12 protein-coding genes are annotated in these 16,338 nt (G+C 72.1%); 3 read left to right on the forward strand and 9 right to left on the reverse strand.

Going from position 1 to position 16,338, the window contains the following annotated elements; genetic code table 11:
* Nucleotides 1–67: 67 nt before the first annotated feature.
* Nucleotides 68–1,300 carry a radical SAM family heme chaperone HemW gene (hemW, locus tag P3L51_RS28900; protein ID WP_354608265.1) on the reverse strand — a complete coding sequence of 411 codons (1,233 nt, stop codon included), beginning with the start codon at nucleotides 1,298–1,300 and terminating at the stop codon, nucleotides 68–70.
* Nucleotides 1,301–1,351: 51 nt separating this feature from the next.
* A complete protein-coding gene (locus P3L51_RS28905; protein WP_354608266.1) occupies nucleotides 1,352–3,544 on the reverse strand; it encodes a SpoIIE family protein phosphatase in 2,193 nt (730 codons plus the stop codon).
* A gap of 253 nt (nucleotides 3,545–3,797) precedes the next feature.
* Between P3L51_RS28905 and P3L51_RS28910 the strand changes: the two genes are divergently transcribed.
* Complete coding sequence (locus P3L51_RS28910; RefSeq protein WP_354608267.1) at nucleotides 3,798–4,481, forward strand: response regulator; 684 nt, start codon at nucleotides 3,798–3,800, stop codon at nucleotides 4,479–4,481.
* Nucleotides 4,482–4,532: 51 nt separating this feature from the next.
* Here P3L51_RS28910 and P3L51_RS28915 read toward each other — a convergent pair whose 3' ends face one another.
* Nucleotides 4,533–6,422 carry an AMP-dependent synthetase/ligase gene (locus tag P3L51_RS28915; protein WP_354608268.1) on the reverse strand — a complete coding sequence of 630 codons (1,890 nt, stop codon included), beginning with the start codon at nucleotides 6,420–6,422 and terminating at the stop codon, nucleotides 4,533–4,535.
* 251 nt (nucleotides 6,423–6,673) lie between these two features.
* On the reverse strand, nucleotides 6,674–8,539 hold the full coding sequence (lepA, locus tag P3L51_RS28920) for a translation elongation factor 4 (RefSeq protein WP_354608269.1): 1,866 nt from the start codon (nucleotides 8,537–8,539) through the stop codon (nucleotides 6,674–6,676).
* Between the two features lie 200 nt (nucleotides 8,540–8,739).
* On the opposite strand from lepA, the gene rpsT reads away from it, so the two are divergent.
* A complete protein-coding gene (rpsT, locus tag P3L51_RS28925; RefSeq protein WP_023541903.1) occupies nucleotides 8,740–9,006 on the forward strand; it encodes a 30S ribosomal protein S20 in 267 nt (88 codons plus the stop codon).
* Nucleotides 9,007–9,218: 212 nt separating this feature from the next.
* Here rpsT and holA read toward each other — a convergent pair whose 3' ends face one another.
* Nucleotides 9,219–10,205 carry a DNA polymerase III subunit delta gene (holA, locus tag P3L51_RS28930; RefSeq protein ID WP_354608270.1) on the reverse strand — a complete coding sequence of 329 codons (987 nt, stop codon included), beginning with the start codon at nucleotides 10,203–10,205 and terminating at the stop codon, nucleotides 9,219–9,221.
* A 68-nt stretch (nucleotides 10,206–10,273) separates the two neighbouring features.
* On the opposite strand from holA, the gene P3L51_RS28935 reads away from it, so the two are divergent.
* The gene (locus P3L51_RS28935; protein WP_354608271.1) at nucleotides 10,274–10,525 is read left to right on the forward strand and encodes a hypothetical protein; all 252 of its coding nucleotides are present in this window, start codon (nucleotides 10,274–10,276) and stop codon (nucleotides 10,523–10,525) included.
* Nucleotides 10,526–10,633: 108 nt separating this feature from the next.
* Here the strand turns inward: P3L51_RS28935 and P3L51_RS28940 are convergent, their stop codons facing one another.
* The 4 genes from P3L51_RS28940 to P3L51_RS28955 all read right to left on the reverse strand — a co-directional run bounded on the left by P3L51_RS28940 (nucleotide 10,634) and on the right by P3L51_RS28955 (nucleotide 15,842).
* Nucleotides 10,634–11,515: a YceI family protein gene (locus tag P3L51_RS28940; RefSeq protein ID WP_354608272.1), complete on the reverse strand. Its 882-nt coding sequence runs from the start codon at nucleotides 11,513–11,515 to the stop codon at nucleotides 10,634–10,636.
* A gap of 148 nt (nucleotides 11,516–11,663) precedes the next feature.
* The gene (locus P3L51_RS28945; RefSeq protein ID WP_354608273.1) at nucleotides 11,664–12,521 is read right to left on the reverse strand and encodes an arylamine N-acetyltransferase family protein; all 858 of its coding nucleotides are present in this window, start codon (nucleotides 12,519–12,521) and stop codon (nucleotides 11,664–11,666) included.
* 94 nt (nucleotides 12,522–12,615) lie between these two features.
* Nucleotides 12,616–15,108: a ComEC/Rec2 family competence protein gene (locus P3L51_RS28950; protein ID WP_354608274.1), complete on the reverse strand. Its 2,493-nt coding sequence runs from the start codon at nucleotides 15,106–15,108 to the stop codon at nucleotides 12,616–12,618.
* Nucleotides 15,105–15,842: a ComEA family DNA-binding protein gene (locus tag P3L51_RS28955; RefSeq protein WP_354608275.1), complete on the reverse strand. Its 738-nt coding sequence runs from the start codon at nucleotides 15,840–15,842 to the stop codon at nucleotides 15,105–15,107. Before P3L51_RS28955 ends, P3L51_RS28950 begins: the two co-directional genes overlap by 4 nt.
* Between the last annotated feature and the right edge of the window lie 496 nt (nucleotides 15,843–16,338).

Here is a 16,338-nt window from a genome sequence, read left to right on the forward strand (position 1 = left end):
GGCACCCGGCCACCACCGCAACCACCCAGCGCGCCGCAGGCGCACAGCGGCACCGGAAAACGAAACCTCAGTCCACCAGGTCCCGCACCACCGCGTCCGCCAGCAGCCGCCCCCGTAGCGTCAGCACCGCCCGCCCCTCCCCGTACGGCCCCGCCTCCAGCAGCCCGTCGTCCAGGGCTCTGCGAGACGCGTCCAGCCCCGCCGGCCGCAGCAGGGACAGTTCCACGCCGTCCGACAGCCGCAGCTCCAGCAGGACGCGCTCTACGCGTCGGTCCTCCGCCGTGAGGAGTTCCCGGCCCGCGCCCGGCGAGCGGCCCTCCGCGAGCGCCGCCGCGTACGCGCCCGGGTGCTTCACGTTCCACCACCGGACCCCGCCCACGTGGCTGTGGGCGCCGGGCCCCGCGCCCCACCAGTCCGCGCCGCGCCAGTACAGCTCGTTGTGCAGGCACCGGCCGGCCGGTGTGGTGGCCCAGTTGGAGACCTCGTACCAGGAGAACCCGGCCGCGGCCAGCGTCTCGTCCGCGATCAGGTAGCGGTCGGCGTGCTCGTCGTCGTCGGTCATGGGGACCTCGCCCCGCCGGATGCGACGGGCGAGCCCCGTGCCCTCCTCGACGATCAGCGCGTACGCCGACACGTGGTCGGGCCCCGCGCCCACCGCCGCCGCCAGCGACGCGCGCCAGTCGTCGTCGCTCTCGCCGGGCGTGCCGTAGATCAGGTCGAGGTTCACATGGTCGAACCCGGCCGCGCGGGCCTCCGCGACGCACGCCTCGGGCCGGCCGGGCGTGTGCGTGCGGTCGAGCACCTGAAGGACGTGCTGCTTCGCGCTCTGCATGCCGAAGGAGATCCGGTTGAAGCCGCCCGCGCGCAGCTCCGCGAGATACGCGGGGTCGACGGACTCCGGATTCGCCTCGGTGGTGACCTCGGCGTCGTCGGCGAGGCCGAACTCGTCGCGTACGGCGCCCAGCATCCGTACGAGGTCCGACGCGGCGAGCAGGGTGGGCGTACCGCCGCCGACGAAGACCGTACGGACGGGCCTGGAGTCGTCGCCGAGGACCTTGCGGGCGAGCCGTACCTCGTCGGCCAGGGTGTCGGCGTAGTTGTCGCGGGAGGCCAGCACGCCGCCGGAGCCGCGCAGCTCCGTCGCGGTGTAGGTGTTGAAGTCGCAGTAGCCGCAGCGGGTGGCGCAGTACGGCACGTGCAGGTAGAAGCCGAGCGGCCGGTCCGCCGCGCCCTCCAGGGCGTGCGGGGGCAGCGCACCGGACTCGGGCATGGGGTCACCGTCGGGCAGAGCGGAAGGCATGCCCCCAGTGTCCCGCACGGGAGAGGTGTGCCGACGCGAGGCCGGGGACGCCTACTCCGCGCGGAGCACCAGCATCGCCAGATCGTCCGACGGCGGACTCTCGTCGAAGTCGTGCACGGCCCGTCTGATCCGCTCGGCGACGCCCTGGGCGCTCAGGCCCGTGCAGCCCGCCAGGATCGCGGCGAGACCGTCGTCGTCGTCCAGGAGCAGCCGCCCGGAGCGGCGCTCGGTGATGCCGTCGGTGACGCACAGGAGCGTGTCCCCCGAGGCCAGGTCGAAGCTCAGGCTCTCGTACGCGACGTTCTCGTCGACCCCGAGGAGCAGCTGCGGCTCGGCCGCCACCCGTACCGTCCCGTCGGGCCGCAGCAGCAGCGGCAGCGGGTGGCCCGCGCTCGCGAGGGTGCAGCGGGCGCCGCCGGCGGTGCCGGGGAGCGGTGCCAGCTCGCCGTAGAGGAGGGACAGGAAGCGCGACTGGCCGCCGTCGGCCAGTTGGCCGCCCCGGCCGTCGTCGAGGCTCTTGCCGACGTCGCGGATGTCACCGAGCGGGCCCAGGTCGCTGAGGCCGGGGAGCCCTTCCTCGCCGCCGGAGAGGTCCTGCCCGCCGGCGACGGCGACCATCAGCGCGGCGGCCTCGGCGGCTTCCATCGCGTCGTCGAGCAGGAGCCGGTTGAGGCGGTCCAGCACTTCGCCGACGCCGTACCCCTCGCGGGCGAGGAGCCGCAGCCAGGGCCGGGCGAGGCCGGTGACGACGGCGGCCTCGGGGCCGCTGCCCTGGACGTCGCCGAGCATGAAGCACCAGCGGCCGCCGGGCGGCGCGGGGAAGACGTCGTAGAAGTCGCCGCCGACCACGCCGTCGTCGGCGGGCTCGTACACGAGGTGGCTCTCGACGCCCGGGATCCGGGCGACCTGGCTGGGCAGCAGGCTGCGTTGCAGGACGCGGCTGATGGTGGCCTGCCGGGTGTAGCGGCGGGCGGCGCCGATGGCGAGGGCGACGCGGCGGGCGAAGTCCTCGATGAGCGCGATCACTTCGTCGGGCATCCGGGCGAGCCTGCGCCGTCCGAGGACGAGTGTGCCGAGGGCACGGCCGTTGGCGACGAGCCGGCAGGCGACGGCCGCGCCGTCGTGCGCGCCGGTCTGGCCCGAGCCGGGCCAGGGGACGGGAACAGGAACGTTACGGCTACCGGTACCGGTGCCCGTGCCGTCCTGCCCGCGCTGGGTGTCGAGCAGCCGGGGCGGCTCCTTCTCCAGGAGGGCGCGCAGCAGCTCGATACGGGACTCGTCGGCGTGCCAGACGCGGGCGAGCCGCGGCGTGCCCGCCCTGCCGTGTCCTTCGCCTTCGCCGTCGAGCCAGATCGCGCACCAGTCGGCGAGGCGGGGCACGAGCAGTTGGCCGGCCAGGGCGGCGACCAGGTCCTCGTCGAGCTGTCCGGCCAGCAGGTCGGAGGCTTCGGCGAGGAAGGAGAGGGCGCCCCGGCTGATCCAGTCCGGGTCCTCGCGCGGCATTCCGCGCGGTGCGGGGGCGATGATCTCGGCGGCGCGCAGCCCGCGGCGCAGGGCGGGTTCGCCGACGACTCCGTTGACCCCGGCGACCCCGTCGGCGCCGGTGCCCGCCGCGGCCTCGGTGGTCGGTCCGTCGAGCGGGAGACGGGCCCAGACGGTTTTCAGGCCGGTGCGGTACGTGATGCCCCAGCGTTCCGCGAGGGCGGCGATGAGCTGGAGGCCCCGGCCGTACTCGGGGGCGCCGCCGCCCGCCGGGCCGTGCGCGTCGCTGCGTACGGAGCGGGCGGGATGGTGGTCGGACACCTCGATGACGAGCGCGGCGGGCTCCCGCTCGGCGGTCGCGTCCGGCCCGGGAGGCGCGGCGGACTCGGCGCCGGACAGGGCGTCCGGACCCGGCGCGCCGTCGGGTCCGGCGCTTTCCGGCTCGCGCGGGGCCGCCGCTTCGAGGCGGCAGAGCAGTTCCACGTTGGTGCCCGCGTGCACGACGGCGTTGGTGACCAGTTCGTCGACGATCAGCACCGCGTCGTCGGCCGGCCCGTCGGAGCTGTGCCGGCCCGGCGGGCACGCCTCGTCGCCCTGGCAGAGGGCGCAGGTGGTGAGCAGCCCGAGGCTGGTCCACTCGGCGAGCGCCGCGCGCACGAACCGGCGCGCGGCGGACGGGGCGAGCGGGTTCCCCGGCAGGCTGGTGCGTGCCGTGCGTCGCTCGTCGTTGCGGAACGTCCGGCTCCGTGCCGGAGTCGGCACTTCCGGATCATTCGGGTTCCGACGGTCCCCTATAGGCCCCACATGCGGCTCCTGGTTGTTTCTTTCGTTGCGCCGCTTACGACCCCGACAGAGTGACAGACTGAGCGTGCCCATAAGCGTCGAGTCATCGAAATGGGCGAAGAAGTGGGCGAAGAACGGAGCTCAGAGGCCACTTCCCGGCCGCCGCACCCCCAACACACTACGCACCCGGATCCCCCCAACCCGGCCATCACCTACTCGGACACCACCGACGATGAGCACCCAGATACCCACCGACCCACCCGCTGACACCCCGGTTACCGACCGCGCGGGAATCCTCCTCGTCGATGACATGGAGGAGAATCTTCTCGCGCTCGAAGCGGTGCTGACATCGCTCAACGTCCCGCTGGTGCGCGCCCGTTCGGGCGAGGAGGCGATGCGGGCACTGCGCCGCGAGCGTTTCGCGCTGGTCCTGCTGGACGTACGGATGCCGGGCATGGACGGCTTCGACACCGCCGCCGGCATCAAGCGGCTGGACCAGGCGAAGGACGTCCCGATCATCTTTCTGACCGGGAGCGACCCCAGCAGCGGATTCACCTTCCGCGGCTACGCGACCGGGGCCGCCGACTTCGTCCCGAAGCCGTTCGACCCGTGGGTGCTGCGCGCCAAGGTGACGGTCTTCCTCGAACTGCACCGGAAGAACCGGCAGTTGGAGGCCCTGCTCGCCCAGGACCGCGTACAGCTCGCCGAGATGGGACGGCGGCTCTCCGCTATCGAGTCCATGCTCGGCGCGAGCGGTCACAGCGACGGCGACGACGGCCGCGACGGCGAAAGCGGTGACGAAAGCGGCGACGACACCCTGCGCGACCCCGGCGAGATGGCGTCGCTGCGCGCCCATGTGGCCGGACTCGAGAACATACTGCGGGAATTACGACGCGGACGGAGCCTTCAGCCGTAGATTCCGGCCGCCGGCCCCGCCCGCGTACTCCTCCACGACGCGTACGCGCGTCTACGCCTCCCGTGCCCCCGCGTACATCTCGTCCAGCAGGTGCTTGTACTCCCGCTCCACGACCGGCCGCTTGAGCTTCAGACTCGGCGTCAGCTCACCGTGCTCGATGTCCAGGTCACGCGGCAGCAGCCGGAACTTCCTGATCGTCTGCCAGCGCTGCAAGCCCTCATTGAGCTCCTTCACGTAGCCCTCGATCAGCTCCTGCGTCCTCGGCGACGCCACGATGTCGGCGTACGACCGGCCCTCCATGCCGTTGTCGGCCGCCCAGCCGAGCAGGGCCGCCTCGTCCAGCGAGATGAGGGCGGTGCAGAAGTTCCGGTCGGCGCCGTGCACCAGGATGTTGGAGACGTACGGGCACACGGCCTTGAACTGGCCCTCGACCTCGGCCGGCGCGATGTACTTGCCGCCGGACGTCTTGATCAGGTCCTTCTTGCGGTCGGTGATCCGCAGATAGCCGTCGACCGACAGCTCGCCGATGTCGCCGGTGTGGAACCATCCGTCGGATTCGAGGACTTCGGCGGTCTTCTCGGGCAACCCGTGGTAGCCGGCCATGATGCCGGGGCCGCGCAGCATGATCTCGCCGTCGTCGGCGATCCGGACCTCGGTGCCGGGCAGCGGCTTGCCGACGGTGCCGGTGCGGTACGCCTCGCCCGGGTTGACGAAGCTGGCGGCGCTGGACTCGGTGAGTCCGTAGCCCTCCAGGATGTGGATTCCGGCGCCGGCGAAGAAGAAGCCGATCTCGGGGGCGAGCGCGGCGGATCCGGAGACCGCGGCGCGCAGCCGGCCGCCGAACGCCGCGCGGAGCTTGGCGTAGACGAGCTTGTCGGCGACGGTGTGCTTGGCGCCGAGGGCGAAGGGCACCGAACCGGTGCCGGTGTGGCGGAAGTTGTCCTGGCTGACCTTGGCGTACTCACGGGCGACGCCCGCGGCCCACTGGAAGATCTTGTACTTGGCGGGTCCGCCCGCGCGCGCCTTGGCCGCGACCCCGTTGTAGACCTTCTCGAAGATCCGGGGCACCGCCGCCATGTAGGTCGGGCGCACCACCGGCAGATTCTCGATGATCTTGTCGACGCGGCCGTCGACGGCGGTGACATGGCCGACCTCGATCTGGCCGGAGGTCAGCACCTTGCCGAAGACGTGCGCCAGCGGCAGCCAGAGGTACTGGACGTCGTCCTTGTTGATGAGCCCGGTGCCCGCGGTGGCCTTCGCCATGTACGACCAGTTGTCGTGCGGCAGGCGTACGCCCTTGGGGCGGCCGGTGGTGCCCGAGGTGTAGATGAGGGTCGCGAGCTGGTCGGCCTTGATCTCGCCGACCCGCTCCTTGACGGCCTCGGGGTGCTCCTCCAGGTACTTCGTCCCGCGCTCCTCCAGCTCCGCGAGGGAGAGCACCCAGCCCTCCGGGTCGCCCTCGGCGGGCTTCGCGTCCGCCGCCTCGATCACCACGACATGGGCGAGGTTCGGCAGCTCGGCCCGGCGCTCGCGCGCCTTGGCGAGCTGGTCGGCGTCCTCGGCGATCAGGACGCGGCTCTCGGAGTCGGCGAGGATGTACGCGCACTCCCCGGCGTTCGTCGAGGGGTAGACGGTCGTGGTCGCGGCGCCCGCGCACATCACACCGAGGTCGGCGAGGATCCACTCGACCCGGGTGGCGGCGGCCAGCGCGACGCGCTCCTCGGGCCGTACGCCCAGCGCGACCAGTCCGGCGGCCACCGCGTACACGCGCACCGCGGCCTGGCCCCAGCTCAGGGACTTCCAGTCGTCGGGGCCCTGACCCGAGGCGGGCGGCACGGGATAGCGGTACGCCTCCGCGTCCGGCGTGGCCGCCACGCGCTCAATGAAGAGGGTCGCCACCGACGGCGGCCTGTTCTCGATCAAGGTCTTTGTGTCGCTCACGACGTCCTCCGGGCCCCGCAAAGCTTGCGCGACTGGTTTGTTGGTTAACTGGTGAGTAACCATCGAGCAGTGATCAGAGTAGAACGCGCCCGCCCGGTGCGTAAGGGGACGCGGGCAGCCGCTTCATAACGAACCGGACCCGTGAACGGCGGTCGGGTCCGCGCGCCTGTGCGCACGGACCCGACCGTTCCTACTCGCGAGTCACTTGCCCGCTACTTCTCTGTGTCACTTCTCGCTGTCACTCCGCTGCGTCACTTCTTCTTGCTCGACGATTCGTCGCTGGAGAGCACCGCGATGAACGCCTCCTGCGGCACCTCCACGCTGCCGACCATCTTCATCCGCTTCTTGCCCTCCTTCTGCTTCTCCAGCAGCTTGCGCTTCCGGGAGATGTCACCGCCGTAGCACTTGGCGAGAACGTCCTTACGGATGGCGCGGATCGTCTCGCGGGCGATGACCCGGGATCCGATGGCCGCCTGGATGGGGATCTCGAAGGCCTGGCGCTGGATGAGTTCCCTGAGCTTGGCGACGAGCCGTACGCCGTACGCGTACGCCTGGTCCCGGTGCGTGATGGCGGAGAAGGCGTCGACCTTGTCGCCGTGCAGCAGGATGTCGACCTTGACGAGCTGGGCGCTCTGCTCGCCGGTGGGCTCGTAGTCCAGCGACGCGTAGCCGCGGGTCTTGGACTTCAGCTGGTCGAAGAAGTCGAAGACGATCTCGGCGAGCGGGAGGGTGTAGCGGATCTCGACCCGGTCGGCGGAGAGGTAGTCCATGCCGAGCAGCGTGCCTCGGCGGGTCTGGCAGAGCTCCATGATCGAGCCGATGAACTCGCTGGGCGCGAGGATCGTGGCCCGGACGACCGGCTCGTGCACCGAGTCGATCTTCCCCTCGGGGAACTCGCTCGGGTTGGTGACGATGTGCTCCTTGCCGTCCTCCATCTCCACCCGGTAGACCACGTTGGGCGCGGTCGCGATCAGGTCGAGGTTGAACTCGCGCTCCAGCCGCTCCCGGATCACGTCGAGGTGCAGCAGCCCGAGGAAGCCGACGCGGAAGCCGAAGCCGAGAGCCGCGGAGGTCTCCGGCTCGTAGACCAGGGCCGCGTCGTTGAGCTGGAGCTTGTCGAGGGCGTCACGCAGCTCGGGGTAGTCCGAGCCGTCCAGCGGATAGAGGCCGGAGAAGACCATCGGCTTGGGGTCCTTGTAGCCGCCCAGCGCCTCGGTCGCGCCCTTGTGGAGGGAGGTGATCGTGTCACCCACCTTGGACTGCCGGACGTCCTTCACACCGGTGATGATGTAGCCGACCTCGCCCACCCCGAGGCCGTCGGCCGGGGTCATCTCGGGCGAGGAGACCCCGATCTCCAGCAGCTCGTGGGTGGCGCCGGTGGACATCATCCGGATGCGCTCGCGCTTGTTGAGCTGGCCGTCGATGACACGTACGTAGGTGACGACGCCCCGGTAGGAGTCGTACACCGAGTCGAAGATCATCGCGCGCGCAGGGGCGTCGGCGGCGCCGATCGGCGGCGGCACGTCCCTGACGACCCGGTCGAGCAGGACGTCGACGCCGACGCCGGTCTTCGCGGAGACCTTGAGGACGTCCTCGGGCTGGCAGCCGATCAGGTTCGCCAGTTCCTCGGAGAACTTCTCGGGCTGCGCGGCCGGCAGGTCGATCTTGTTGAGCACCGGGACGATGGTGAGCTCGTTCTCCATCGCCAGATAGAGGTTGGCGAGCGTCTGCGCCTCGATGCCCTGCGCGGCGTCCACCAGCAGGACCGTGCCCTCGCAGGCGGCGAGCGAGCGGGACACCTCGTAGGTGAAGTCCACGTGGCCCGGGGTGTCGATCATGTTCAGGACATGGGTGGTGCCCTGGTCAGGACCCTCGTTGGGGGCCCACGGCAGCCGGACCGCCTGGGACTTGATCGTGATGCCGCGCTCGCGCTCGATGTCCATCCGGTCGAGATACTGAGCGCGCATCTGCCGCTGGTCGACCACTCCGGTCAGCTGGAGCATCCGGTCGGCGAGCGTCGACTTGCCGTGGTCGATGTGCGCGATGATGCAGAAATTACGGAGCAGCGCCGGGTCCGTACGGCTCGGCTCGGGCACGTTGGTAGGGGTCGCGGGCACGCAGGGTCCTGATTCTTGAGACGCGCGGCGTCTCGTCTCGGGTCACATCGGATCGATACGTAGGCTCCATCGTCCCACGGGTACGGGGCTGCGCCCGGTTTGGGCCGGTCGGACGGTGGCTGGTAGCGTGGGCAGCTGTGTCTGCTGCCGTCTCGGCGTGGACGCTCATTCAAAGATCATCGAACCTGAAAAGGCATTTCGTGGCGAACATCAAGTCCCAGATCAAGCGGAACAAGACCAACGAGAAGGCGCGCCTGCGCAACAAGGCCGTCAAGTCGTCGCTCAAGACCGCGATCCGCAAGGCCCGCGAGGCTGTCGTCGCCGGTGACGTCGAGAAGGCCAATGTGGCCGTCCGTGAGGCGTCGCGCAAGCTCGACAAGGCCGCCTCGAAGGGTGTCATCCACAAGAACGCCGCCGCCAACAAGAAGTCGGCGCTGGCGTCCAAGGTTGCCGCCCTTCAGGGCTGAGCGACTGTCTGCTCACTCTTGATCCCAACCGCCGGAACGGACTCAGCGGGCCCTCTCTACCGCTCCTGACCGGTGTCTTTACGGATTCGCACACGACTGCGTTCGCCACGCGGGTGCGGATCCAACCAGGTTTGACGACGAAGGCCCCGGTACGGCGTACCGGGGCCTTCGGCATGCGCGTCTCGTGCCGGGTCGCCGGCGGCGGCTGTCGCTCAGCGGCCGGCGCGGGCCGCGTGGGCGATCGTGACGACCGCCTTCTCCAGCGCGTACTCGGGGTCCGCGCCACCGCCCTTGACGCCCTCGTCGGCCGCCGCGACCGCGCGCAGCGCCGTCGCCACCCCGTCCGGGGTCCAGCCCCGCATCTGCTGACGCACCTTGTCGATCTTCCACGGCGGCATGCCCAGCTCACGGGCGAGGTCGGCGGGCCGGCCTCCCCGTGCCGACGACAGCTTGCCGATGGCGCGTACACCCTGGGCGAGGGCGCTGGTGATCAGTACGGGCGGGACACCGGTCGACAGCGACCAGCGCAGCGCTTCGAGCGCGTCGGCCGCGCGGCCCTCCACGGCCCGGTCGGCGACGGTGAAGCTGGAGGCCTCGGCGCGGCCCGTGTAGTAGCGGGCGACGACGGCGTCGTCGATCGCGCCCTCGACGTCGGCGGCGAGCTGCGACACCGCGCTCGCCAGCTCCCGCAGGTCGCTACCGATCGAGTCGACGAGCGCCTGGCACGCCTCGGGCGTGGCCGACCGGCCCAGCGCGCGGAACTCCGACCGTACGAAGTTGAGCCGCTCGGCCGGCTTGGTCGTCTTCGCGCAGACCACCTCACGGGCACCGGCCTTGCGGGCGGCGTCCAGCAGGGCCTTGCCCTTGGGCCCGCCCGCGTGCAGGAGCACGAGCGTGATCTCCTCGGCCGGCGCGTCGAGATACGCCTTGACGTCCTTGATCGTGTCGGCGGCGAGGTCGTGCGCGTTCCGTACGACGACGACCTTGCGCTCGGCGAACAGCGAAGGGCTGGTCAGCTCGGCGAGGGTGCCCGGGTGGAGCTGGTCGGAGGAGAGGTCGCGCACGTCGGTGTCCGGGTCGGAGGCGCGGGCCGCCGCCACGACCTGCTGGACGGCGCGGTCCAGCAGCAGGTCCTCCTGGCCCACGGCGAGCGTGAGAGGGGCGAGCGGATCGTCGGGGGAAGTCTTCCTGGTGGCCATCGCGGTCCAGCATCGCACGCGCCACCGACACCGCCCGGCGGGCCGCCCGCGTACGGGACAATGGGCGGGTGAGCGATGTTCGACATGTACTGGTGCTGCCCGACCGCGACGCCGCCGAGGAACTGGCGGGTGAACTCGCCGACCGCTTCGGGGTGGTGGAGGAGCCCCAGCTCGTACGGGACGCCCTGGCCGGCGAGGACGACGCCGAGGACGCGCAGTGGCTGGTCGTGATCGAGGACGCGCGGGCGCGGCTCGACCCCACGGCACTGGACGCCTTCGCGGCGGAGTACGAGGGCTGGCTCGAAGCACCGCAGGAGTAGCGGGCGGACGGTGCGGAGCGGACGCCGCCCAGGCGTTGGCGACCGACGACAACGCGGCGGGCGTGCGTGCCAGGGACCGCGAGCCCGGCAAGACCCGAACGACAGGCACTAGGTCTTGCGGACGATCTGGATGTCCAGGTCGATGGAGATGCTGGAGCCGACGACGGCGATGCCACGGGCCAGCATCGTCTGCCAGGTGAGGGTGAAGTCCTCGCGGTGCAGCTCCGTCGTGGCGCGGCAGGCCGCGCGGGTCTCGCCCTCCATGCCGCTGCCGATGCCCAGGTAGCGGGTGTCCAGGGTGACCGTACGGCTCACGCCGTGCAGGGTCAGCGCACCGGTCACGCCCCAGTGGCCGCCGCCGCGGTGGACGAAGCGGTCGCTGTAGAACTCCAGCGTCGGGTAGTTCCCCACGTCGAGGAAGTCCGCCGAGCGCAGATGGTCGTCGCGCATCCGCACGTTGGTGTCGATGGACGAGGCGTCGATGATCACGTGCATCGCGGACTGGTCCATGCGCTCGGCTATCCGCACGGCGCCGGCGAAGGTGTTGAACCGGCCGTGGATCCGCGCCAGGCCGATATGGCGCGCGGTGAAGCCGATCTGGGAGTGCATGGGCTCGATCTCCCACTCTCCCGGCTCGGGCAGTGGCGGGCGCGTCGCGATCTGGAGGGTCACGTCGCCGAGGCCCGCGTGCGCGCTCTCGCTCACCGTGGCGTTGCGGTGGAAGGGCGTGAGGCCGTCGGCCGTGACCGCCAGCCGGTACTCACCCGCCGGGACGGTCGCCACGACCGAGCCGAACGGATCGGTCTCCCCGGCGACGACCTTCCGGCCCGAGCTGTCACTGAGGACGTACTCGGCCCGCCGGACGGGTTCACCGCCGGGATCGAGAACGCGGCAACTCAGTACGCCCGCCGTGGGCGACACCGACACGTCCGCGAGCGGACCGGCCTGCGCTGCGCCGGCCGCGCGCCCGCCGAACCAACGTTTGAGCATCCTGCACACCCCCGTGCTGTTCGGGACTCGGGCCCGCACCCGGAACCACATCGTTGCCGAATACACGGACCTTTGACGAGTAGGCATTCGATCACCCTTGTGCCGTTCAGGGCAAACACGGGCGCTCGGAGGCGGTTTGGCCGTTCCTCTACCCGCAAGTACCGGACGTCCAGCTAAGTCCCTCCCTCTTCCGGTTGGTCATGGCCCGGGGCACCTGGTCCAGGTCGAGACCGAAGTGCTCCCGGTAGGCGGCCAGGATCTCGGTGTCCTCGACCAGCTCCCGCTCGCGGCGCCGGCCGCCCACGGTGGTGACGAGCTTGTGGCCGCTGAGCGTGATCCGGCCGTCGTGGGTGTTGCGGGAACAGACCAGGGACCGGGTGAAATGCGAGTCGGGCGAGGTCCGGTGGTACCAGGCCCCGGCGGTGAAGTCGGCCAGCGCACGCGGCCGTTGGTCGACGCGGAACTGGCGCCTGCCGTCCCGCACGACGTCGATGTCGCCCTCCGGCGCCTCCACGACCCGGAACGTACCGGCCGGGTCCTCCTGGTCACCGCGCTCGTCGAAGGCCAGCGGGTGGGTGCTGTGACTCCCGAAGCCGACATCGGCGAGCCACCGCTCCACACTGCTTCCCGACCCGGTCCCGGTCCCGGCCGGCGCGCGCGTCTCGACGAGGAGCGTCATGTGGTCGTACGGGATCCCCAGCCCGCCGTCCGACGTGAACACCCGGGCCTGAAGGAGCGTCACCCGGAAGCCCAGTTCCCGCAGCAGCACCGCGAAGGCGCCGTTGAGTTCGTAGCAGAAACCTCCCCTTCTCCTGTTCACGACCTTGTCGACCAGCGCCCTCTCTTCGAGGACGATCTCCTCCGCCAGGTGCACGGAGAGATTCTCGAACGGCACGGTCCGCAGGTGCCGTACCTGAAGATCCCGCAGCGCCACGGCGTCGGGTACGACGGGCCGGTCGGCCCCGATCCGGTGCAGATAGTCGGAGATGGTCCGAGACATGTCCATGTCCTCAAGTCTGGCCCGGCACCCTCCTTCCCACCATGCGTCGTTCGTCCTGGTCCGGAGGGCGGGCCCGGCCCCGGCCGGCCGGCCCTCCCACTCACTCGGGCCCGCGTGGCACCGCCCGCAACCCCGCCCCCGTGCCCGTCACGGCTACGGCGCCGTCCGTGTCGGTACGCAGCACCACCGCTCCCCCGGCGCGCAGCGCGCGGACTGTCCGGGGCGATGGATGGCCGTACGGGTTGTCCCGGCCGCAGGAGATCAGGGCCAGCCGGGGCCGCACCGCACGCAGCAGTCCCGGGTCCTGGAAGGCCGAGCCGTGGTGCGCCACCTTCAGCACGTCCACCGGCGGCAGGTCCGGGTGGTCCCTGGACAGGCCCTGCTGGGCGGGCGGTTCGAGATCCCCGAGCAGCAGCAGCGTCGGTCCGCCGGCCGTCCGGACGAGCAGGGTGAGACTCGCGTCGTTCGGCCCGCCCGCGCCCAGCCCCGGCCCGGCCCTCGGCCACAGCACCCGCCAGTCGAGCGGCCCGACCCGGCGCCGCTCCCCCGGTATCGCGCGCACCAGCGGCACGCGCGCGGCTCGCGCCGTACGCCGTACGAACTCGCTCTGTTCCCAAGGCTCCTGAAGGGTCGTCGTCTGGATGGCACCGACCCTCCTGCCACGCAGCACCCCGGGCAGCCCCGTCACATGATCGGCGTGGAAGTGGCTCACCACGAGCAGCGGTACCCGGGTGATCCCGAGGTCCCGCAGACAGCGGTCGGCCAGCCGGGGGTCGGGCCCGGCGTCCACGACGACACCCGCGCCCTCGCCGGCCGCGAGCACCACGGTGTCGCCCTGGCCGACGTCGCACATCGCCAGCGTCCAGCCCGGCGGCGGCCATCCGCTGACCATCCGGGTGAGGGGCGCCGGCCGCAGGACGGCCAGCAGCAGGAGCACCGCGCAGGCGGCGGCGACCCACGGGTGGCCCCGTATGCGCCGTACCGCGTACACGACGAGGACCGTGACGACAGCGAGCAGCGCCCCGCCTCGCCAGCCGCCGGGCCACTCGGCCTCGGCCCCCGGCAGCGCCGCACCCGTGCGGGCGACCGAGGCGATCCATCCGGCGGGCCAGCCCGCGCACCGGGCCAGCAGCTCGGCCATCGGCATCGTCAGCGGCGCGGTGGCGAGCGCCGCGAACCCGAGCACCGTCGCGGGCGCCACCGCCAGCTCCGCGAACAGATTGCAGGGGATCGCGACGAGGCTGACCCGCGCGGCGAACACCGCCACCACCGGGGCGCACACGGCCTGTGCCGCCGCCGCTGCCGCCAGCACCTCGGCGAGCCTGGGCGGCACCCCGCGCCGCCGCATCGCAGCACTCCAGCGCGGCCCGATGGTGAGCAGCGCGCCGGTGGCGAGCACGGACAGGACGAAGCCGAAGCTGCGTGCCAGAGCGGGGTCCCAGAGGACGAGGAGCAGTACGGCGGCGGCCAGCGCCGGGATCAGCGATCTGCGCCGGCCGGTGCCGATGGCGAGCAGGGTGATCAGTCCGCAGGCCGCCGCCCGCAGCACGCTGGGCTCCGGTCGGCAGACCACCACGAAGGCGAGCGTGAGCGCCCCGCCGAACACCGCGGTCGACCGCAGCGAGATCCCCAGACGTGGGGCGAGCCCGCGCCGCTCGGCCCGCAGCGCGAGCCCGGGCGGCCCGATGAGCAGGGCGAGGACGATCGTCAGATTGCTTCCGGAGACGGCGAGCAGATGGGAGAGATCGGTCGCCGTGAACGCGTCGCGCAGCTCGGGCGGGATACGGGAGGTGTCCCCTACGACCAGTCCCGGGAGCAGGGCACGGGCGTCCGGCGGGAGCCCCTCCGTCGCCGCACGCAGTCCGGCGCGCAGGTGGCCTGCGGTGCGTTGCAGGCCGGTCGGTGGGCGTACGACCCGCGGCGGCCCGCCCGCCTCCGCCCGTAGCAACGCCGCGTACCTCTCGTCGCCCTCCGTGGGCGGCGCGAGCCGCCCGGCCAGCCTGAGCCCGGTCGAGGGCAGCAGCCGCTGCCACGCCTCGGCGCCCTCCCCCGCTTCGGCGAGCACGAGCACCGGCGTACGGACGGTGGTGACGGCTCCGTCGGCGGACGACACACGCGTGAGGTCCGCGTCCAGGACGAGGCCCGCCGACGAGAGCCTGTCGCCGTGCACCCGTGGTCTGGTGGGGCGGGGGTCGGAGGTGACCGTCAGGTCCACCGTGACGCGTGCGTACCGATCCGCCAGTCCGGGCACCGGGCCTCGATGCCGGTCCGCGCCGTGCAACCAGGCGGACCCCGCCCCCGCGACGGCGCAGAGCAGCACAGTGGCGACGGCGACCCCGTTCACCCGCCGCCGCGCGCCCCTCGGCCCTGGTCCCGGCACCAGGGCGGCCCGGACCAGCAACACCCCCGCCACGAGGAGCCCGGCCGATACCACGGCGCCGACCCGGCTCCCCGGTGCGCCCGTCGCCAGCGCCGCGGCGGCCCAGGCCGCCAACGCGGGTGGCACCAACCGCAGATCGGCCGGGCCCTCCTGGCGGGGCGCGGCGGCGCCCAGCGGATTCCCTGAGGCCGTGTGCACGGCCGCGCGGGTCACAGCCGCACGCGGGGCTCGATGTCGGCGAACCGGCGTTCGCCGATCCCGTTCACTTCGCGCAACTGGTCGACGGAGCTGAATCCGCCGTGCTGGGTGCGGTAGTCGATGATGTGCCGCGCGAGCACCGGTCCGACGCCGGGCAGTGTGTCGAGCTGTTCGACGGTGGCCGTGCCGAGACTCACCGGCGCGCCCTCCGGACCCGCCACGCCCGTGCCGGGCGCTGCGGCGACCTGTCCTGGTGGCGCCGGGCCACCGACGACCACCTGCTCACCGTCCACCAGCACCCGTGCCCGGTTCAGCCCGGTCAAATCGGCGCCGGGCTCGGCTCCCCCGGCCGCCCGCAGCGCGTCGGTGACCCTCGACCCCGTGGGCAGTCGGCGGACGCCGGGGCTGCGCACCTTGCCGCTGACGTCGACCACGACGCGCCCGGCCGGCGACGCGCCCGCCGACGACGGCCCCGACGTCCCCGACGGCGGCACGGGATCGCGCGCGGGCCCGGTCGCGGCCGCCGCTTCACGGACCGTCTCCGGCGCGCTGACCGACTGGGGTCGGCCGGACCAGAAGTGCTGCACCGCCAGTACGACGGCCACGACCAGCACCACCACGAGCGCGGCCAGTGTCTTCGGCTCAAGCCCGCATCTGAGCTGCACCCACAACGGCAACCGCTCCCGCACGGCCACCCAGACCCGCTCGCGCCGCCCACCCGGCTGCTCCCCCGCACCGGGCGCCACCACCGCGCGGCCTCCTGTCGGCAACGCTGTTGACGCCGGAGTCGGCACCGGAACGGGAGCCGGAGCCGGGCTGCCCACCGCCGCGGCCGACCGCGCCGCCCCCGCATCCGCGAACCCCACCGCGAACAGTGCGTCGGCGCGGCGGCGTAACGCCGTGGTCGCGGGTGTCGTCCCCGCGCGCCTGTGGCGCGAGCGTGGCGCGGGGGAGACGAAGGACCGGCCACGGCCGACGGCGTGGCGGGCCTGACGAACCTGACGGACACGGTTGTCGGATGCCGGAGCGCGACCGGGGCCGCTGGTCACGGAGTGTGATCGGAGAGTCATGCCACCAGACGGTAGGCACTCCCCGTCGATCTCGCCGAAGGGGTCGAATTACCGTGGACAACTCACCAGTTGTGGATAACTCGGCCACCCGAACGAGCGATTCCGCCCGCCCGCCGCACCCCGCACCTCACTCGCAGCACCCCGCACGCCACTCGCCGCGCCTGCGCCTGTCTCT

This window comes from Streptomyces panacea, assembly GCF_040560175.1.
Taxonomy (GTDB): Bacteria; Actinomycetota; Actinomycetes; order Streptomycetales; family Streptomycetaceae; genus Streptomyces; species Streptomyces panacea.